At 58.9% G+C, this 19,335-nt stretch carries 16 protein-coding genes; 5 read left to right on the forward strand and 11 right to left on the reverse strand.

The genetic code is table 11. The features are described 5' to 3' along the window. From AAHA41_RS22280 to tig, 6 genes are all read right to left on the reverse strand, one after another. A partial coding sequence (locus AAHA41_RS22280; RefSeq protein ID WP_342697346.1) for a SurA N-terminal domain-containing protein occupies positions 1 to 290 on the reverse strand: 290 nt, incomplete at its 3' end. 151 nt (positions 291 to 441) lie between these two features. Further along, a complete protein-coding gene (hupB, locus tag AAHA41_RS22285) occupies positions 442 to 714 on the reverse strand; it encodes a nucleoid-associated protein HU-beta (protein ID WP_005315375.1) in 273 nt (90 codons plus the stop codon). A gap of 240 nt (positions 715 to 954) precedes the next feature. Continuing rightward, entirely contained in the window at positions 955 to 3,309 is a 2,355-nt protein-coding gene (gene lon / locus AAHA41_RS22290; RefSeq protein WP_041207531.1) for an endopeptidase La, read from the reverse strand. Positions 3,310 to 3,450: 141 nt separating this feature from the next. Continuing rightward, the gene (gene clpX / locus AAHA41_RS22295; protein WP_033113123.1) at positions 3,451 to 4,725 is read right to left on the reverse strand and encodes an ATP-dependent protease ATP-binding subunit ClpX; all 1,275 of its coding nucleotides are present in this window, start codon (positions 4,723 to 4,725) and stop codon (positions 3,451 to 3,453) included. 70 nt (positions 4,726 to 4,795) lie between these two features. Continuing rightward, positions 4,796 to 5,419, reverse strand: a complete 624-nt coding sequence (gene clpP, locus AAHA41_RS22300) for an ATP-dependent Clp endopeptidase proteolytic subunit ClpP (RefSeq protein WP_033113124.1) — start codon at positions 5,417 to 5,419, stop codon at positions 4,796 to 4,798. 86 nt (positions 5,420 to 5,505) lie between these two features. Continuing rightward, positions 5,506 to 6,816, reverse strand: a complete 1,311-nt coding sequence (tig, locus tag AAHA41_RS22305; RefSeq protein ID WP_041207530.1) for a trigger factor — start codon at positions 6,814 to 6,816, stop codon at positions 5,506 to 5,508. Positions 6,817 to 7,273: 457 nt separating this feature from the next. Here tig and AAHA41_RS22310 point away from each other — a divergent pair, with 457 nt between their 5' ends. Further along, positions 7,274 to 7,708, forward strand: coding sequence for a YccF domain-containing protein (locus tag AAHA41_RS22310; protein WP_156852639.1), 435 nt, complete (start codon positions 7,274 to 7,276; stop codon positions 7,706 to 7,708). A 95-nt stretch (positions 7,709 to 7,803) separates the two neighbouring features. Continuing rightward, positions 7,804 to 8,394: a 5'-deoxynucleotidase gene (gene yfbR, locus AAHA41_RS22315; protein ID WP_042032365.1), complete on the forward strand. Its 591-nt coding sequence runs from the start codon at positions 7,804 to 7,806 to the stop codon at positions 8,392 to 8,394. Between the two features lie 100 nt (positions 8,395 to 8,494). Here the strand turns inward: yfbR and lolE are convergent, their stop codons facing one another. The 3 genes from lolE to AAHA41_RS22330 are packed head-to-tail and all read right to left on the reverse strand — an operon-like array spanning position 8,495 to position 11,725. Further along, positions 8,495 to 9,736, reverse strand: a complete 1,242-nt coding sequence (lolE, locus tag AAHA41_RS22320; RefSeq protein ID WP_203976480.1) for a lipoprotein-releasing ABC transporter permease subunit LolE — start codon at positions 9,734 to 9,736, stop codon at positions 8,495 to 8,497. Next, positions 9,736 to 10,434, reverse strand: coding sequence for a lipoprotein-releasing ABC transporter ATP-binding protein LolD (gene lolD, locus AAHA41_RS22325; protein ID WP_033113129.1), 699 nt, complete (start codon positions 10,432 to 10,434; stop codon positions 9,736 to 9,738). Before lolD ends, lolE begins: the two co-directional genes overlap by 1 nt. A 55-nt stretch (positions 10,435 to 10,489) precedes the next feature. After that, complete coding sequence (locus AAHA41_RS22330) at positions 10,490 to 11,725, reverse strand: lipoprotein-releasing ABC transporter permease subunit (protein WP_323069085.1); 1,236 nt, start codon at positions 11,723 to 11,725, stop codon at positions 10,490 to 10,492. Between the two features lie 76 nt (positions 11,726 to 11,801). Between AAHA41_RS22330 and AAHA41_RS22335 the strand changes: the two genes are divergently transcribed. Together AAHA41_RS22335 and mfd are read left to right on the forward strand one after the other, a co-directional pair. Continuing rightward, the gene (locus tag AAHA41_RS22335) at positions 11,802 to 12,380 is read left to right on the forward strand and encodes a PilZ domain-containing protein (protein WP_033113131.1); all 579 of its coding nucleotides are present in this window, start codon (positions 11,802 to 11,804) and stop codon (positions 12,378 to 12,380) included. Between the two features lie 18 nt (positions 12,381 to 12,398). Beyond that, positions 12,399 to 15,863, forward strand: a complete 3,465-nt coding sequence (gene mfd, locus AAHA41_RS22340; RefSeq protein ID WP_323069114.1) for a transcription-repair coupling factor — start codon at positions 12,399 to 12,401, stop codon at positions 15,861 to 15,863. 74 nt (positions 15,864 to 15,937) lie between these two features. On the opposite strand, the gene fbp is transcribed toward mfd, so the two are convergent. Next, positions 15,938 to 16,972: a class 1 fructose-bisphosphatase gene (fbp, locus tag AAHA41_RS22345; protein ID WP_041207524.1), complete on the reverse strand. Its 1,035-nt coding sequence runs from the start codon at positions 16,970 to 16,972 to the stop codon at positions 15,938 to 15,940. 381 nt (positions 16,973 to 17,353) lie between these two features. On the opposite strand from fbp, the gene AAHA41_RS22350 reads away from it, so the two are divergent. Continuing rightward, on the forward strand, positions 17,354 to 18,970 hold the full coding sequence (locus tag AAHA41_RS22350) for a peptide ABC transporter substrate-binding protein (RefSeq protein ID WP_323069084.1): 1,617 nt from the start codon (positions 17,354 to 17,356) through the stop codon (positions 18,968 to 18,970). Positions 18,971 to 19,066: 96 nt separating this feature from the next. On the opposite strand, the gene AAHA41_RS22355 is transcribed toward AAHA41_RS22350, so the two are convergent. After that, positions 19,067 to 19,335: EamA family transporter (locus AAHA41_RS22355; RefSeq protein WP_342697347.1), on the reverse strand; the 269-nt coding region annotated here is incomplete at its 5' end.

Genomic DNA, 19,335 nt, shown 5'->3' on the forward strand with positions numbered 1-19,335 from the left:
ATCAGGCGATCCAGCACACCGCGGCGGAACTGTTTCATGTAATCGGGGTTCGCGGCCAGCTGGCTGAATGCCTCTCCCATCTGGGATTCCATGCGGGCGCGCTCGTTGCGGTAGGCGTTCTCCAGTGCGGCTGCACTGATATCTGTGCCGTTGACAGTGGCGGGGGCGGTACGGGCCGGACCATTCAGGTAACTACCTACACCAGCCAAAGCAAAGGAGAGGATGATCAGGCCCAAGATAACCTTGGCTACCTTGCCTTGCGCCCCTTCGCGTAGTTTATCCAACATCATGTTTGTACTTATGCTCCCGAACTCGATGGGCGTAAATAATGAAAAGGCGCACCGATTGCGATGCGCCTTGGTCAATCAGTATGAGAGAGAACTCTCTAACCTGTCTGGTCTGCGACCAAGGACGGTAGCCGACATATCATCGGCGCCCGACTTAGTTGACCGCGTCTTTCAGGGCCTTACCGGCTTTGAAGGCAGGAACTTTACCAGCAGCGATTTCGATAGTCGCGCCAGTTTGCGGGTTACGGCCAGAACGGGCAGCACGCTCGCGTACAGCGAAAGTACCGAAACCAACCAGAGCAACCTGGTCACCCTCTTTCAGAGCTTCACCTACAGCGTCAATGAAGGCATCCAACGCACGGCCGGCAGCAGCCTTGGAGATATCAGCACCGTCTGCAATCTTGTCAATCAGTTGAGATTTATTCACTCTTATATTCCCCTTTTATCGAACACCGCTGCGGCGCTGATTTCCCTGGCCACAACAAGTGGAGGTTTTATAGCAAGCCTCCTGACCAGTTGCAAGTGACAATCTGGCGCAAACCCGCGCCACACAACGCATTGCGACTTATCACGAGAACCCGATCGGTGGTCAAGGCTACTTCCGTTATGGGATGCATGCAAGCCTTAACCACCCCCCGAATGCGCCAAATTTGCGGCGCATCAAAATTTACACGACAGAAACGCGCTCAAACCCTTGCGGATTGTCCTGCAACGCCAGTTCCAGCACCTCGTCTATCCAGCGAACGGGATAGATTTCAAGGTCTTGTTTGACGTTTGCCGGGATCTCCTCGAGGTCACGTTCGTTCTCTTTCGGGATCAGCACACGCTTGATACCACCACGGTGAGCGGCCAGCAGTTTCTCTTTGAGACCACCGATGGGCAGCACTTCACCACGCAAGGTAATTTCACCTGTCATGGCCACATCAGCACGAACCGGATTACCGGTCAAGCTGGAGACCAGCGCAGTACACATGGCGATACCGGCGCTCGGGCCATCTTTCGGGGTTGCCCCTTCCGGTACGTGCACGTGAATGTCACGCTTCTCATAGAAGTCGGCATTGATGCGCAGCTTCTCGGCACGGGCACGAACGACGGTCATGGCAGCCTGGATAGACTCCTGCATCACATCACCCAAAGAACCGGTGTAAGTGAGCTTGCCCTTGCCCGGCATGTTGGTGGTCTCGATGGTGAGCAGGTCGCCCCCCACCTCGGTCCACGCCAGACCACACACCTGACCAATCTGGTTCTGGTCGGTGGCCTTGCCGTAATCGAAGCGCTGCACCCCGAGGAACTCCTTGAGGTTCTCCTGATTGACCTGAACATGCTTGATGCTCTTGTCCAGCAGAATGCGCTTGACCGCTTTGCGACAGATCTTGGAGATTTCACGCTCCAGACTCCGCACCCCCGCTTCACGGGTGTAGTAGCGGATCACCCCGACCAGTGCCGAATCCTCGATGGTGATCTCGGAGGCTTTCAGGCCGTTGCGCTGGATCTGCTTGGCAACCAGATGCTGCTTGGCAATGTTGAGCTTCTCATCTTCGGTGTAACCGGAGAGACGGATCACTTCCATCCGGTCCAGCAACGGACCCGGGATGTTCATGGAGTTGGAGGTAGCCACGAACATCACGTCCGACAGGTCATAATCCACTTCCAGATAGTGATCGTTGAAGCTGTTGTTCTGCTCGGGATCGAGCACTTCCAGCAAGGCAGAGGCGGGATCGCCACGCATGTCCGAGCTCATCTTGTCGATTTCGTCGAGCAGGAACAGCGGGTTCTTCACACCAACTTTCGCCATCTTCTGGATGAGCTTGCCTGGCATGGAACCGATATAGGTACGACGGTGACCGCGGATCTCCGCTTCGTCACGCACCCCACCGAGGGCCATCCGCACGTATTTGCGGCCGGTCGCCTTGGCGATGGATTGGCCCAGCGAGGTCTTGCCCACACCGGGAGGGCCAACCAGACAGAGGATGGGGCCCTTGAGCTTGTTCACCCGCGCCTGCACCGCCAGATATTCGAGGATGCGATCCTTGACCTTCTCAAGACCATAGTGATCGGCATCCAGCACCTCTTGCGCCTTGCCCAGGTCTTTCTTGACCTTGGAGCGCGCCTTCCACGGCACCTGTACCATCCAGTCCACATAGCTGCGAACCACGGTAGCCTCGGCAGACATGGGAGACATCATCTTCAGCTTGGCAAGCTCGGCCTGGGCCTTTTCACGGGCATCTTCCGGCATGCCGGCCTCTTCAATCTTGCGATTGAGGGCTTCAAACTCATCCGGGCTATCTTCCAGCTCACCCAGCTCTTTCTGGATGGCCTTCATCTGCTCGTTGAGGTAATACTCGCGCTGGCTCTTCTCCATCTGCTTTTTGACGCGAGTACGGATGCGCTTCTCGACCTGCAGCAGGTCAATTTCCGACTCCATCATCGCCATCAGGAATTCGATGCGCTCGGAGACAGAGACAATCTCCAGCACCTTCTGCTTGTCTTCCAGCTTGAGCGGCATGTGAGCGGCCATGGTATCGGCCAGACGCGCAGCATCGTCGATCGCCGAAATCGAGGTGAGTACCTCGGGTGGGATCTTCTTGTTGAGCTTGATGTAACCTTCAAACTGGCCGATGGCGGAGCGAACCAGAACTTCCTGATCCTTGTCGTCAATGGCCTTGGAGGAGATGTACTGGGCCTCGCAGACAAAGAAGTCCTTGTCGTCGATCATCCGCTCCAGGCGAGCACGCTGCCCACCCTCTACCAGCACCTTGACGGTGCCATCCGGCAGTTTGAGCATCTGCAGAATATTGGCCACTGTCCCGACGGTGAAGATCTCCTCCACGGTCGGCTCATCGGTTGACGCATCCTTCTGGGCCACCAGCAGAACTTTCTTGTCCTGCTCCATGGCCGCTTCCAGACAGCGAATGGATTTTTCCCGCCCCACAAAGAGTGGAATGACCATGTGGGGATAAACCACCACGTCACGAAGAGGCAGGACGGGAATCTCGATGCGTTCTGAACGCTCTAGGTTCATATATGTCCTCTCGGCTTGTTATACCGTTGGCAAAGCGCTTGGCTGAGTATATGGGGGCGCTCCAACGAGATTCAATCGTCTAAACCGCAAAAAGCATGAAAGGGGCAAAAAGCCCCTTCCATTTGATTAAAAATCAGACTGTTACTCTGATGCGGCAGCTTGAGTCTCGGGATTTTCGTAGATCATCAAGGGCGCGGAGTCCCCTTTGATCACGGTCTCGTCGATCACCACCTTGCTGACCCCTTCCAAAGAAGGCAGGTCATACATGGTATCGAGCAACACAGCTTCCACGATGGAACGCAGACCACGAGCACCGGTTTTACGCTCCATCGCCTTGCGGGCAATGGCGTGCAGCGCATCCTCACGGAACTCCAGCTCAACCCCTTCCAGATCGAACAGCGCGGCATACTGCTTGGTCAGCGCGTTTTTCGGCTCTTGCAGGATCTGGATGAGCGCAGCCTCGTCCAGTTCGGTCAGGGTCGCCACTACCGGCAGACGGCCGATAAACTCGGGGATCAGACCGTACTTGATCAGATCTTCCGGCTCTACCTTGGCGAAGGTTTCGCTCAAGGAAGCCTTGGCATCCTTGGACTTCACCTCGGCACCAAAACCGATACCGGTTCCCTTGACGGAACGCTGCTCGATCACCTTGTCCAGACCGGCAAAGGCACCACCACAAATGAAGAGGATCTTGGAGGTATCAACCTGCAAGAACTCTTGCTGCGGATGCTTGCGACCACCTTGCGGCGGCACGGAAGCGATGGTCCCTTCGATCAGCTTGAGCAGGGCCTGCTGCACCCCTTCCCCGGAGACATCGCGGGTAATGGAGGGGTTGTCCGACTTGCGGGAGATCTTGTCGATCTCGTCGATGTAGACGATGCCACGCTGGGCCTTCTCCACGTCGTAGTCGCACTTTTGCAGCAGCTTCTGGATGATGTTCTCCACGTCCTCGCCCACATAACCGGCTTCGGTCAGGGTGGTCGCATCGGCCATGGTGAACGGCACATCCAGCAGGCGAGCCAGGGTCTCGGCCAGCAGGGTCTTGCCGCTACCGGTCGGGCCAATCAGCAGGATGTTGGACTTGCCCAGCTCCACACCACTGTTTTCGCCGCTGTTGCGCAGGCGCTTGTAGTGGTTGTAGACGGCAACGGCCAACACCTTCTTGGCGTACTCCTGCCCGATCACATAGTCATCGAGATGAGCGCGGATCTGATGAGGGGTCGGCAGCTCGTTACCATCGCGCTTGGGAGAGATCTCGCGGATCTCCTCGCGGATGATGTCGTTGCACAGCTCGACACACTCATCACATATGTAGACGGAAGGGCCAGCGATCAGCTTACGCACTTCATGCTGGCTTTTGCCGCAAAAAGAGCAGTAGAGCAGCTTATCACCCTCACCCTTGCGTTTTTCTGTCATTCAGCAACCTCGTTTTATCAATAGAGGATGGATCGGCCTGTTGAGTTTACAACAGACCGGGACACCCTGCTCAGCCGCGCTGAGTCAAGACACCGTCGACCAGACCGTAAGCGACTGCCTGCTCGGCAGACATGAAGTTGTCGCGGTCGGTGTCGCGTTCGATGGTAGCCATATCCTGACCGGTATGGAAAGCCAAACGCTCGTTCAGGGTATTTTTGATCTTCAGGATCTCCTGGGCGTGGATCTGGATATCAGATGCCTGGCCCTGGAAACCGCCCAGCGGCTGGTGGATCATCACGCGGGCATTGGGCAGGCAGAAACGCTTGCCCTTGGCACCGCCAGCCAGAAGGAAGGCGCCCATGGAGCAGGCCTGCCCCATGCAGACGGTGCTCACGTCCGGCTTGATGAACTGCATGGTGTCATAGATGGACATGCCGGCAGTCACGGAGCCGCCCGGAGAGTTGATGTAGATGTAGATATCCTTGTCCGGATTCTCGGACTCGAGGAACAGCAACTGGGCAACCACCAGATTGGCCATGTGATCTTCAACCTGACCGGTCAGGAAGATCACCCGCTCTTTCAGCAGACGGGAGTAAATATCGTAGGAACGCTCACCCTTGGCAGTCTGTTCGACCACGATGGGGACCAGCGCATTGCTGGGAGAATCGGTCACATCGTTATAGTTCTTGTACATAAGGCATTGTCCCTAAAATAAAATGGCCCGAGTGGAGATCACACGAGCCATTATACTTAACAGTCTTGACCTTAAGTCAAATGTTCTTAGGCAGCGGCGCCAGACTTGTTGATCACTTCGTCAAAGGCAACTTCTTTTTCGGTCACTTGCGCTTTGGAGAGGATCAGGTCGATAGCTTGATCTTCGATGGCCAGGTTACGAACGCCGTTCAGCATCTGTTCGTTCTTTTGGTAGTACTCGATCACTTCTTTCGGATCTTCGTACGCAGTGGCCATGGATTCGATGATGCTGGTCACGCGAGCATCGTCAGCCTTGATTTCGTTGGTGCGGATCACGTCGCCCAGCAGCAGACCTACGCGTACACGACGCTCGGCCTGAGCCTGGAACAGCTCAGCAGGCAGCTCCGGAGCGTTGCCGCCCTGGAAACCACCGAAGCGCTGCAGAGCCTGCTGGCGCAGAGCATCGATCTCTTGCGCAACGGCAGCTTTCGGCAGATCGATTTGGTTGGCTTCAACCAGACCATTCAGAACCTGCTCTTTCACGCTGTTTTTCAGGGCTTGAGCCAGTTCGCGCTCCATGTTCTTGCGCACTTCGGCTTTCAGCTCTTCAACGGAACCGCTCTCGATGCCGAAACGCTTCACGAACTCTTCGGTCAGCTCGGGCAGGATCTGCTCTTCAACCTTGTTCAGCTTGGAAGCGAACTTGGCCGCTTTGCCTTTCAGGTTTTCAGCGTGGTAGTCAGCCGGGAAGGTCACTTCGATGGTGAACTCGTCGCCTGCTTTCTTGCCCAGGATGGCATCTTCGAAGCCCGGGATCATACGGCCGGCACCCAGTACCAGGTTGAAGCCTTCAGCCTTGCCACCTTCGAACTCTTCACCGTCGATGGAACCGACGAAGTCCATGGTCACACGCATGCCGTTGGCAGCAGCTACGTCAGCTTCAGCCCAGGTAGCGTGCTGCTTGCGCAGGGTGTCGATCATGTTGGCCAGATCTTCGTCCTTCACGGTAGCAACCGGCTTCTCAACCTTGATGCTTTCCAGACCGGCAACTTCGAACTCCGGGTACACTTCGAAAGTGGCGGTGAATTCGAAATCTTCGCCTTCTTTGATCTCTTTCGGATCCATGGTCGGCGCGCCAGCCGGGCTCAGTTTGTTTTCGATGATGGCTTTGATGAAGTTGTTCTGCATCATTTCATCGGCAACACGGGCGTGAGCCATGGCACCGAACATCTTCTTGATGATGGCAACCGGAGCCTTGCCAGGACGGAAACCGTCGATGCGACGGGTTTTGGCCAGGCCGTTCAATTCTTTGCGCACAGCGGCGTCTACGGTAGCAGCCGGTACAGTGATGGTAAGACGGCGTTCCAGACCCTGGGTTGTCTCTACAGAAACTTGCATTCTTCTACCTCGTTCAACTCAGCACTGTGTGCTGACCCTTTATTGCCTCCGGGCAAAGCCGGAGTCTTCCTGTTTATAAAGACAACAATATGTCTTTGTGATGAGAAAATATGACGCGGCATTATAGCGGCGCACTCTGGTCGAGTCGAGCCACACAACCCCCACATTGGGCGCCGCAGAGGCACAATTCGTGCAAAAGTGCTCTTTATATGGGGAGTTGCAGCCCGAACTTCAACAGGCATTGCACGATATTTTTGCGCTTGCTCACCTTTTTCTGCGCAAATTTGCCTAAAACGCCGATCTATTGGTCAATATCCGGCAACTGAATACCCGCTGCCCATAGGTGGTATCACGACCCAGGTTGTCCGGCCCGATGCATCCGGGCCAATCAATCGTTGCGTCCCCTGCCCTCCCTCGTTATGGTGGCAACCAACTTGATAAGTCTGGAGTATCCCACATGGCCTTTTTCCGCTTCTTGTTCAATCTGCTCTGGTTTGTACTGGGAGGTATCTTTATGGGCCTGGCCTGGTGGCTGGCCGGTCTGCTCTGCTTTATCTCGCTGGTCGGCATCCCCTGGGGGCGCGCCTGCTTCGTCATTGGCACCTTCACCTTCTTCCCTTTCGGCAAGCAGGCGGTCAGTCGCAAGGCGATGACGGGGCAAGGTGATATCGGCACCGGCACTCTCGGGCTGATTGGCAACATCATCTGGTTCGTGCTGATCGGGATCTGGCTGGCCATCGGCCACATTGCCTCGGCGCTGGCCTGCTTCATCACCATCGTCGGCATTCCATTTGGTATCCAGCACCTCAAACTGGCCATCATCAGTCTGGCCCCCATCGGCCAGATGATCGTGACCAATCAGGAAGCCGAATCAGGCCGCTATATCCGCTGAGCGGGTTAAAAATCGGATGGCAGGCGGTGCCTGTATTGCAAAAAAAGGGCAGACTAGGGTATGCCCTTTTTCATTGCATCCATTCGAGGCACTCCATGCTCCCCAGCCACTTTTTTGCCAATCTCGCCCGCATGAAGCTCATCTATCGCTGGCCACTGATGCGCAACATCCAACCGGAGAACATCGCCGAGCACAGCCTGCAGGTCGCCATGGTGGCCCATGCTCTGGCCATCATAAAAAACCGGCTCTTTGGCGGCACTGTGAATGCCGACCGCGCAGCAGTGATGGCGCTCTACCACGACAGCAGCGAGGTGCTGACCGGCGATCTGCCCACCCCGGTGAAATACTTCAATCCCGAGATCGCCCGCGAGTACAAAAAGATAGAGCTTGCCGCCGAACAGCGCCTGCTTGGCATGCTGCCGCCGGAACTGGTGGAGGATTTTCGCCCGCTGCTTGATTCGGCAGCCCAGGATGGCGAGCTGGCCAGACTGGTCAAGGATGCCGACACCCTCTGCGCCTATACCAAGTGTCTGGAGGAGATCAACGCCGGCAACCGGGAGTTCGAACCGGCTCGCAAACGCCTCGAGGCGATGCTGGCTGCGCGGATGAGCGAGGAGATGCGCTACTTTATCGACACCTTCGTAGCGAGCTTCTCCCTGCCGCTCGATGAGCTTAACGCCCACTAAGTCCGCTCACTACATCGACACACAGACAGAAAAACAGAAGAGCCCGCCGGTTTAACACCGGCGGGCTCTTCGTCTTTATCAGCGGATCAGATGCAGCGCATCAGTGGCCCAGCTCTCGAGACGGCACCAGACCGCTCGCCCGCCAGGCGGGATAGAGGGTCGCCACCAGACTCATCAGGATGGCCGCCCCCGTCACGATAAGCAGATCCTGCATATGCAACTCGGTCGGCAAGAAGTCGATAAAGTAGATATCCGGATTGAGGAAGCGGTGGCCAATGAGCTTCTCGATAACCCCCAGGATCTGGGTCAGCTTGCTGGAGAGCAGGCCCCCCAGCAGCGCACCGAGCAGGGCACCGGCCACGCCGTTGACCATCCCCTGAATGATGAATGTCAGCCGGATCTGGCCCGGGCTCGCCCCCATGGTCTTGAGGATAGCAATCTCGCTGCGCTTCTCGTTCACCGCCATCACCAATGTGGAGACGATATTGAAGCAGGCCACTGCCACCACCATCAGCATCACCACATACATGACGGTACGCACCATCTGGATGTCCTGATAGAGGTAGCCCTGACTGTTCATCCAGCTGCGGATATAGACGTGATGGGGGAACTGCTGCGCCGCGGCGATCGTAATATTTTGTGCATTAAGCACATCGCTCACCCGCAGGCTGAAGCCCTCCACATCGCTGCCCATGCCGGTGATCGCTTGCGCATCGGTCAGGTGCATGAAACCGAGCAGGCCATCGAGCTGGCCGCCGATCTCCAGCAACCCGACCACGGTCAGGGTTTCCCGGCGGGGATTCTTGATCCCCGTCTGATCGCCCCCTTGCGGCAACAACAGAGCAAGGGTGTCGCCAACCTTCACCCCCAGCTTGTCGGCGATGGTCTTGCCGAGGATCACCCCCCGCTCGCCGGGCTGCAGCTCACGCAGGCCACGGCCCGTCATGTATTTGCCGGCATCGGAGAGATTGGCTTCCAGATCGGGCAGCACGGCACGCAGCTGAACCCCCTTGAGGGCGGAGCCGTGCTCCAGCAAGCCGTTGAGACGAATGACGGGGGCGGCAGCTTCCACCCCGGGCTGCGCCAGCAGGTAGTCGCGCAGACGGGGCCAATCCGGCAGCGGCCGCTCGACAGCGTCCAGCTCCCCTTGCGGCACCACGGAGAGCACCCGGTCTTTCAGTTCACGCTCGAAGCCGTTCATGGCGGAGAGGCCCAAAATCAGCGCCATCACCCCAAGGGCGATACCGATCAGGGAAGAGGCAGAGATAAAGGCGATAAACCCGTTGCGACGACGGGAGCGGCTATAGCGCAGGCCCAGAAAAAGGGGCAGCGGTTTGAACATCAGGCAACCTCCGCCATCACGCCGCTCACCAGCGTGACCCGGCGATGGAGCTTGGCCGCCAGACTCAGATCGTGGGTGACCACCACAAACGCAGTGCCCAGCTCACGGTTGAGCTCGCACAGCAGCTCGTAGACGGCGGTAGCGCTGGCGTGATCCAGATTACCGGTCGGCTCGTCCGCCAGCACCAGACTCGGTTCGTTGACCAGCGCACGGGCAATCGCCACCCGCTGGCGCTCACCACCGGAGAGCTCGGACGGTCTGTGGTTGAGACGGTGGGAGAGCCCTACCCGCCCCAGCATCCGGGTCGCCTTCTCGGTAGCGACCGCTACCGATTCACCGGCAATGAGCAGCGGCATGGCCGCATTTTCCAGTGCACTGAACTCGGAGAGCAGGTGGTGGAACTGATAGACGAAACCCAGCTCCTGATTGCGAAAACGGGCCTGGGTACGGCTATCCCAGTGGTGAATATCCTCCCCCTTGAACAGCACGGCGCCGCTGGAGGGGTTATCGAGTGCCCCCATCAGGTGCAGCAGGGTGGTCTTGCCGGAGCCCGAGCTCCCCACCACCGCCAGCATCTCGCCTGGTGCGACGCTCAAATCGATCCCCTTGAGTACCTGGGTCTCCAGCTCGCCCTCTTTGTAGACATGGTTGAGGGCCTGGCAACGCAGCAGAGGCTCACGGGATACGGCTTCATTCATAAAGGGGGCTCCACTTGCTCCAGTAATTGCACCAGAGGTAACAACAGAAGATGAATTATTCATAACGCAGCGCCTCCGCCGGCTTCACGCGCGCCGCGCGGGCTGCTGGATAAAGGGTAGCGCTGAAGCTGAGCAGCACTGCGCCCAGCAAAATGGTGACGACCTGAGCTGGCTCGACGATGACCGGCAAGCCGCTACCACCCGCAGCCATATAGAGGTTGAGCCCCACCGCATTGAGCAGCGGGTTGAGACCCAGGGTCAGGCCAAGCCCCGCCAGCCCACCAAACAGGGAGCCAATCACCCCGCTGGAGGCGCCGAGCACCATGAAGATTTTGACAATCCCCGACTCGCTCATGCCCATGGTGCGAAGGATGGCTACTTCGCCCTCCTTGTCCGTCACCACCATCACCAGCGCGGAGAGGATGTTGAAGGTCGCAACGGCGATGATCAGTACCAGCATCAGCCCCATCATCCGTTTCTCCATGGCGACCGCCTGGAACAGCTCGCCCCGCTCACGGCGCCAATCCTGCCACAGCAGCCCATCGGGCAGCGGCGTCTTGATCACTTGATCAGCGGCAAACGGATCATCGAGCCAGAGGCGAATGCCACCGACGGTTTCTGTCGGCAGCCGCAGCAGACGCTGGGCATCCCCCAGCGCAATGAACGCAATCTGGTTATCCACATCGGCACCGACCCCGAAGATACCGGAGACGGTAAAGAGGCGCTGGGCCGGCACCCGGCCAAAGGGGGTAAAGCGGGAGCCTTCGGTCAGGATCAGACGAACCTGATCGCCGATGGTGACATTGAGGCGACGCGCCACCCCCTGCCCCAACACGATGCGGTAGTGACCGGCCTGCAAGGTATCGAGGCGCCCCCCCAGCATCTGGGAGTGCAGGATGTCATCCTTGGGCCAGAGGGCGGGATCGATCCCCTGCACGCTGACGCCGGTGAGCTGACCGGGGCTTTGCAGCATCCCTTCGCTGTCGAGCATGGGGGCCGTGGCCACCACATGAGGCAGCTTGGCCAGGTCCGGCATCCCTTGCGGCGCGACATCAATGCGGCCAGCCTCGTTGGTGACCACCACATGGGGGATCACCCCGAGGATGCGCCCCTTGAGCTGGCCTTCGAAACCGTTCATCACCGAAATGACCACCATCAGGGCCGCAACCCCGATAGCAATGCCGAAGGTGGAGAACAGGGAGATAAATGAGACGAAGCGGTTGCTGCGCTTCGAGCCTGCATAACGCAGGCCGATGGCCAGCGAAAGGGGCTGAAAAAGTCCGGTCTTCAAGGATATCTACGTTGCCAACAAAATAAGATACCGGATAATAAAGGGAAACCGTCCATGACAACAAGGGATAGCCTCCATGCAGGAACAGTTCTTCAGCGTTACTCATGCCATGCCGGTCAATGTGATCCCCATGCCGGCAGATTTCCATCTCCCTTCGCTCACGGAGCTGGACGCTGAGCTGCCGGAGCCTTTTCGCATCTCCTCGGCCATCACCTCCATCGACATGGTGACCAGCCGGCTGCTGCGCAATCAGAACGAATCGATGCACGACCTGGTCGAGATCGTCAATCAGCAGTCGCGCAAGATCGACATGATCATGGGCTATGTGCTCTCCATGCAGGATCACCCCGAGCAGCGCTTCCACACCCTGCGCTTTGGCGCTGGCGAGCTCACCTACCTGCACCCCTATCATGGCCACGGGGATGCGCCGCATCCGCACCAGATAGTGCGCCTCAAGATCTTCCTGCGCGAAGAGGCCGCCGCCATCTACTGCTATGGCCAGGTCAGGGAGGTCACCCCGGGCGAGCATGGCACTCATGTGGTGCTCGACTATGTACGGATCCGTGAAGATGACCGTGAACTGCTGGTACGCGCCAGCCTCCATGTGCAATCCAAACAGCTCAAACTGCGTGCCCAAGAGCGCCAACAACGTTAAAAGAATCGAACGATGCCAATGACACTCCCCGCCTTGCCCGCCAAAGCGGGCCAAAAGATCACGCTCGGCCAACTGGTCGGCAGCAGCCTCTCGCTCATCGCTGCTCGCCTCATTACACAAAACAAGGGGCCCGTGCTGCTGCTCACCGCAGACACCCCGAGTGCCCTGCGCCTCGAGCAGGAACTCCAATACCTGCTTGCCGACAAGGGCTGCCCGGTACTGCTGTTCCCGGATTGGGAGACGCTGCCCTACGACACCTTTTCCCCCCATCAGGACATCATCTCCCAGCGGCTCGAGACTCTCTACAAGCTGCCGCAGATGAGCAGCGGCGTACTGATCGTCCCCGTCTCGACCCTGATGCTACGTTGTGCACCGCGCGCCTATCTCGACAAATACAGCCTGATGGTGAAAAGCGGCCAGCGTCTCAACCTGCAACAGCTGCGCGGGCGCCTCGCCGAAGCGGGTTACGTGGCGGTGGATCAGGTGCTGGAGCACGGCGAGTTTGCCGCCCGCGGCTCCCTGCTCGATCTCTTTCCCATGGGCAGCAGCAGCCCCTATCGCATCGACTTCTTCGACGATGAAGTGGACTCCATCCGTCCATTTGATCCGGAAACCCAACGCTCCAGCGAGCCGGTCAAGAGCGTCAGCCTGCTGCCAGCCCGGGAGTTTCCGACCGATGAGGGGGCCATCGAGCTGTTTCGCGGCCACTATCGTGAGCAGTTCGAGATCTCCCGCGCCGAGGGCTCCGTCTATCAGGAGGTGAGCAAGGGGCGCTGGCCTGCCGGCATCGAGTATTATCTGCCGCTCTTCTTCGACCAGACTGCCTGCCTGTTTGACTACCTGCCGGCAGAGACCCTGCTGCTCACCGTGGGGGATATCTACCCCGCCGCCCAGCGCTTCTGGAACGACATCGAGCAACGCTACGAGGACAGGCGCTGGGACAATACCCGTCCCCTGCTCCCCCCGGCCCAGCTCTACCTGCCGGTGGAGCAGCTGTTTGCCGCTCTTGGCCACTACGGCGCCGTCAGGTTGCAGGAGGGGCCGACTGCCGGCGATGCGGGGCAACACGATATGCCGGCCAGCACGCTGCCGGATCTGCAACTCGACCACAGCAAGGAGCAGCCGCTGCTGGCGCTCAACCAGTTCCTTCAAGGCTTTGCCGGGCGCACCCTGTTTGCGGTGGAGTCCGAGGGTCGGCGTGAAGTGCTGGGCGAGCTGCTGGCGCGCATCGCGCTGCAACCCAAGGAGTTCCCCTCCCTCGACGCCTTTATGGCGAGCCAGGATCGCCACGGCCTGCTGGTTGCCCCGCTCGAACGCGGTTTCCTGTGGCAGGAAGCCGGAGCTGATGCCAGTAATCAGCCACTGGCCCTGATCACCGAAACCGAGCTGCTGGGTGGCAAGGTTCGCAGCAAGCGGGCACGGGAGAAGAGCAAAAACTTAAGCTCTGATGCGGTGATCAGAAACCTGGGCGAGCTGACCCAGGGCCAGCCGGTGGTGCACCTCGATCACGGGGTCGGCCGCTATCTGGGTCTTGAAACCATCGACGCCGGTGGCCTGCCCACCGAGTTTTTGACTCTCGAATATGCCGGCGGCGACAAGCTGTTCGTGCCGGTTACCAGTTTGCACCTTATCAGCCGCTACACCGGCTCTGACAACCCGCCCAGCCACAAGCTCGGCGGCGAGGCCTGGAGCAAGGCGCGGCGCAAGGCGGCGGAAAAAGTGCGCGACGTGGCGGCAGAACTGCTCGATGTCTACGCCCACCGCGCCGCTCGCGCCGGCTTTGCCTTCAAACACGACCGCGAAGCCTATCGCCAGTTTGCCGCCGGCTTCCCGTTCGAGGAGACCGAGGATCAGCTCAACGCCATCAATGCGGTGCTGGGGGACATGTGTCAGGCCAAGAGCATGGATCGGCTGGTGTGCGGCGACGTGGGCTTTGGCAAGACCGAGGTGGCGATGCGGGCGGCGTTTGTGGCCGTCCATGGCGGCAAACAGGTCGCCGTGCTGGTGCCCACAACCCTGCTCGCCCAGCAGCACTACGACAACTTCCGCGACCGCTTCGCCAACTGGCCAGTGCGGGTCGAGGTGCTGAGCCGCTTCCGCTCTGCCAAGGAGCAAAACAGCGTCATGCAGGAGCTGGCCGAGGGCAAGGTGGATATCATCATCGGCACCCACAAGCTGCTCGGCTCCGAACTCACCTTCAAGGATCTGGGGCTGCTCATCGTCGATGAGGAGCACAGATTCGGGGTACGCCAGAAGGAGAAGATCAAGGCGCTGCGGGCCGACGTGGACATCCTCACCCTCACCGCCACCCCCATTCCGCGCACCCTCAACATGGCGATGTCGGGCATGCGGGATCTCTCCATCATCGCCACCCCGCCCGCCAAGCGGCTCGCCATCAAGACCTTTGTCCGCCAGCACGAACCGGCAGTGGTGCGCGAAGCGGTGCTGCGGGAATTGAAGCGTGGCGGGCAGGTCTACTACCTGCACAACGACGTGGAGAGTATCGAGAAGCGCGCCGCCGATCTTGCCGAACTGGTACCGGAGGCGCGCATCGGCATCGCCCACGGCCAGATGCGCGAGCGCGAGCTTGAGCGAGTGATGTCGGACTTCTACCACCAGCGCTTCAACCTCTTGGTCTGCACCACCATCATCGAGACCGGCATCGACGTGCCGAGCGCCAACACCATCATCATGGATCGGGCGGATCACCTTGGTCTGGCCCAGCTGCACCAGCTGCGGGGCCGGGTTGGCCGCTCCCACCACCAAGCTTATGCCTACCTGCTCACCCCCCATCCCAAGCTGATGACCAAGGATGCGGCCAAGCGGCTGGAGGCGATCGCCTCGCTTGAAGATCTCGGCGCCGGCTTTGCGCTGGCCACCCACGATCTGGAGATCCGCGGCGCGGGAGAGCTGCTCGGCGACGATCAGAGCGGTCAGATCGAATCGGTCGGTTTCACCCTCTACATGGAGATGCTGGAGCAGGCGGTCGAGGCGCTGAAATCGGGCAAGGAGCCATCGCTCGAGCAGCTGATGAGCCAACACACCGAGGTGGAGCTGCGCCTGCCGGCGCTCTTGCCGGACGACTACATCCCGGACGTCAACATGCGCCTCTCCATGTACAAGCGGATTGCGAGCGCGGCGGACGAGCAGGAGCTGCGCGAGCTGAAAGTGGAGCTGATCGACCGTTTCGGCCTGTTGCCGGAGGCAACCAAAACCCTGCTGGAGCTGGCCGCCTTCCGTCAGCGCGCTACCGCCCTTGGCATTCGCCGGGTGGAGATGAGCGAGCGCGGTGGCTATCTCGACTTCACTCAGGAGACCAAGGTCAATCCGACCTATCTGGTCAAGCTCCTCTCCGAGCAGCCGCGCATCTACAAGATGGACGGGCCGACCCGGCTGCGCTTCCAGGTGCCGACTCAGGACAGGGCCATGCGCCTCAAGCTGGTGGATGGCTTGCTGGCGGATCTGGCCAGTCACAGCCAGTAACGGCTGCGAACGCCAAAATGAAACGGGAGCCGCAAGGGCTCCCGTTTTTTATTCACTCACGATAAATCAGAGAATTACCCCTGACTGGCCGGATCCTCGTGGGAGGAGAATTCGCGCATAAAGGCCTCTGCCCGCTCCACCATCTTGGTCGAACCGACGAAGTAGGGGGTGCGCTGGTGCAGCGCGGTGGGCTGGATATCCATGATGCGGTTGAAGCCGTCAGAGGCCTTACCGCCTGCCTGCTCCACCAGAAACGCCATCGGATTGCACTCATAGAGCAGGCGCAACTTGCCGTTCGGCGAGTTGGTGCCAGACGGATAGATGTAGATGCCACCCTTGAGCAGGTTGCGATGGAAATCGGAAACCAGCGAGCCGATATAGCGGGAGGTGTAGGGTCTGTGGGTCGCTTCATCCCGCTCCTGGCAATATTTGAGGTACTTCTTCACCCCGTCCGGGAACTTGATGTAGTTGCCCTCGTTGATGGAGTAGATCTTGCCCTCCTCCGGAATGCGAATGTTTTCGTGGGAGAGGCAGAAGCAGCCGATGGAAGGGTCATAGGTAAAGCCGTTGACGCCAAAACCGGTGGTGTAGACCAGCATGGTGGAGGAGCCGTAAACCACGTAACCGGCCGCGACCTGACGGTTGCCCGGCTGCAGGAAATCCTCGAGAGTGACGGGGGAGCCCTGCGGACTGACCCGGCGATAGATGGAGAAGATGGTCCCGACCGAGACGTTGACGTCGATATTGGAAGAGCCGTCGAGGGGATCTATCAGCACCACGTATTTGGAATTTTTGGAAAGCGGCGAGTCAAAAGCGACGAAGTCCTCCTCTTCCTCGGAGGCCATGCCGCACACCTCGCCGCGCGCCTCCAGCGCCGCCTTGAAGCGCTCGTTGGCGTAGACGTCCAGCTTCTGCTGCACCTCGCCCTGCACGTTTTCAGCCCCCATGGAGCCGATGATATCGGCCAGCCCGGCCTTGTTGATCTCCCGGTTCACCACCTTGGCGGCAAGGCGGATTGAGCTCAGCAGCGAGGTCAGTTCGCCGGTCGCGGTAGGGTAATCAGCCTGCTTTTTGACGATGAACTCGCCCATGGTGATCATGTTTCGCATTTTTGGTCCTTTAAGAGCGTTTCCGTTGGCGTTGAAAACGTTTGCAAGCATCGACAAAAAAAGAGCCGATCCTCGGCCGTGTTGTTTTGTAACTTAATGTAACGTCTGTTTTTTGTTTTTGCAGCGAATTAAGCGGGCTAATAAAACGACGATTTGAATCTGATTTGTACTCGAATCAGCCACAAAAAGGGGGCCATACGGTAACTTTCAGCCCCTTATTTTGCGCCAAAAAACGGTGCCGAACAGCGACCTTACTGACATTTCCCCCTCTTTGGTCTGTCGTTTCGCCCACCAGATACGGGTGGCCTCTCCCCTATTGAGTTCCAAACGCCAATCGCGCACACTCGTTTTCCGTTGGAAGCAAAAACATAAGGATTATCAATGAACAAGACTATCATTGCCGGCACGGTAGCCGGATTGCTCTCCCTGCCCGTCTGGGCTGCCGAAGTGCCGGCCGGCACCAAGCTGCTCCCACCGGAGCAACAGACCTTTGTCACCAATATCGGCACCGAACCCACCACCATAGATCCGCAACTGGTGGAAGAGAGTGCTGGCAGCGCCGTCGTCAACGATCTGTTCGAAGGTCTCTATGTGCTGGATGCCAGCGGCAAGACCCAGCCTGCTGGCGCACTCAGCTATGAGCTCGACAGTACCGGCACCGTCTACACCTTCAAGCTGAGACCGGAGGCCAAATGGTCGAACGGCGAGCCGGTCACTGCCGCCGACTATGTCTACGGTTGGCAACGGGCGGCCAATCCCAAGACCGCCTCCAACTACGCCTGGTTTATCGAATTGATGGGTATCGCCAATGCCAGCGAGGTGATTCAGGGCAAGAAGAGCCCCGATGCATTGGGGGTCAAGGCGCTGGATGAACATACCCTGCAGGTGACCCTGAAAAACCCGGTTCCCTTCTTCCTGAAGACGCTGGCGCACTACACCACATTCCCGGCCCCCAAAGCCACCATCGAGAAATATGGCAAGGAGTGGGTCAAGCCCGGCAATATCGTCTCCAACGGCGCCTTTGTGCTCAAGGAGTGGACCCCCAACGAGCGGCTGACCGCCGAGCGCAACCCGCACTACTGGGACAACCGGCACACAGTGCTGAACAAGGTGATCTATCTGGAGGTGGTGTCGGAGACCTCCGCCTACAACCGCTACCGTACCGGCGAGTTGCACTACACCACCTATCCGCTGGAGCAGTACCAGCACATCAAGAGCCAGAGTCCGGAGGAGCTGGTCAGCGCCCCCATGCTGGCCACCTACCACTACGTATTCAACATACAGCGCAAACCGTTCGACAACCCGAAAGTGCGCAAGGCACTGTCGCTGGCTATCGATCGGGAGACCATCACCGACAAGATCCTGGGTCAGGGGCAACTGCCCGCCTTCAGCCTGACCCCACCGAGCGTGGATGGCTTTGATCTGAAAAAACCGGCCAGCCAGCTGCAGAGCAAAGAGGAGCGGATCAAGCAGGCCAAGGCGCTGCTCGCCGAAGCGGGTTATGGCCCCGGCAAGCCGCTTGATGTGGATATCCTCTACAACACCAACGAGAGCCACAGGAAGATCGCCTTGGCCATCTCCTCCATGTGGAAACACAATCTGGGGGTCACCGCCACCCTCAACAACATGGAGTGGAAGACCATGGTCTCCACCCTCAACGAGGGGGATTTCGGGGTGAGCCGCTACTCGTGGAATGGTGACTACAACGATGCCTCTACCTTCCTCGACATCCTGACCTCCAGCAGCAGCGCCAACAGCGGTCGCTGGTTCAACAAGGAGTACGACGCCCTGCTGGCCAAGGCTCACGATGCGCAGAATGCTGACGAACGCAATCGGCTCTATCAGCAGGCAGAAGCGCTGATCGATGCCGAGGCGCCCATCGCCCCTGTCTACTTCTACGTCAAGTCACGCCTGCTCAAGCCTTTCGTCAAGGGTTACCCCTATCAGAACCCGCAAGATATCGTCTACAGCCGCGATCTCTATCTGGTTGCCCCGTAGCGCTGATCAGTAGTGCTCTGACCATAAAGAGCCGCCATCAAAAAAGCGCCTGCATTACTGCAGGCGCTTTCATTTTCGCTCTGGCGATAAGCACCATCACTCATCCTGACAGACAGCCATCTCCTGCCGGGCACGGCGTCTCAATACCACCGGCTGCACCAGCAGCTGGGCCAGCAGCACCCCGAGCAGGGTCAGGCCACCGCCGATGAGATGGTAAGCGGTCAGCCGCTCCCCGAGCAGTGAGATGGCAAGCCCTGCCGTCATCACCGGCAACAGGTTCATAAAGATTGCAGTGCGGTTGGCACCGATCAGGGTGATCCCCTGCATCCAGAGCCAGGGGCAGAGCGCCGATGCGGGGATCCCCG

The sequence above is a fragment of the Aeromonas sp. SER genome, assembly GCF_038739615.1.
GTDB classification, from domain to species: domain Bacteria; phylum Pseudomonadota; class Gammaproteobacteria; order Enterobacterales; family Aeromonadaceae; genus Aeromonas; species Aeromonas jandaei.

Bases quoted from the DNA above. Each gene is read 5' to 3' on its own strand.
- lon (WP_041207531.1), bottom strand. From the start codon at position 3,309: ATGAACCTAGAGCGTTCAGAACGCATCGAGATTCCCGTCCTGCCTCTT.
- clpX (WP_033113123.1), bottom strand. From the start codon at position 4,725: ATGACAGAAAAACGCAAGGGTGAGGGTGATAAGCTGCTCTACTGCTCT.
- clpP (WP_033113124.1), bottom strand. From the start codon at position 5,419: ATGTACAAGAACTATAACGATGTGACCGATTCTCCCAGCAATGCGCTG.
- tig (WP_041207530.1), bottom strand. From the start codon at position 6,816: ATGCAAGTTTCTGTAGAGACAACCCAGGGTCTGGAACGCCGTCTTACC.
- AAHA41_RS22310 (WP_156852639.1), top strand. From the start codon at position 7,274: ATGGCCTTTTTCCGCTTCTTGTTCAATCTGCTCTGGTTTGTACTGGGA.
- yfbR (WP_042032365.1), top strand. From the start codon at position 7,804: ATGCTCCCCAGCCACTTTTTTGCCAATCTCGCCCGCATGAAGCTCATC.
- lolE (WP_203976480.1), bottom strand. From the start codon at position 9,736: ATGTTCAAACCGCTGCCCCTTTTTCTGGGCCTGCGCTATAGCCGCTCC.
- lolD (WP_033113129.1), bottom strand. From the start codon at position 10,434: ATGAATGAAGCCGTATCCCGTGAGCCTCTGCTGCGTTGCCAGGCCCTC.
- AAHA41_RS22335 (WP_033113131.1), top strand. From the start codon at position 11,802: ATGCAGGAACAGTTCTTCAGCGTTACTCATGCCATGCCGGTCAATGTG.
- mfd (WP_323069114.1), top strand. From the start codon at position 12,399: ATGACACTCCCCGCCTTGCCCGCCAAAGCGGGCCAAAAGATCACGCTC.
- fbp (WP_041207524.1), bottom strand. From the start codon at position 16,972: ATGCGAAACATGATCACCATGGGCGAGTTCATCGTCAAAAAGCAGGCT.
- AAHA41_RS22350 (WP_323069084.1), top strand. From the start codon at position 17,354: ATGAACAAGACTATCATTGCCGGCACGGTAGCCGGATTGCTCTCCCTG.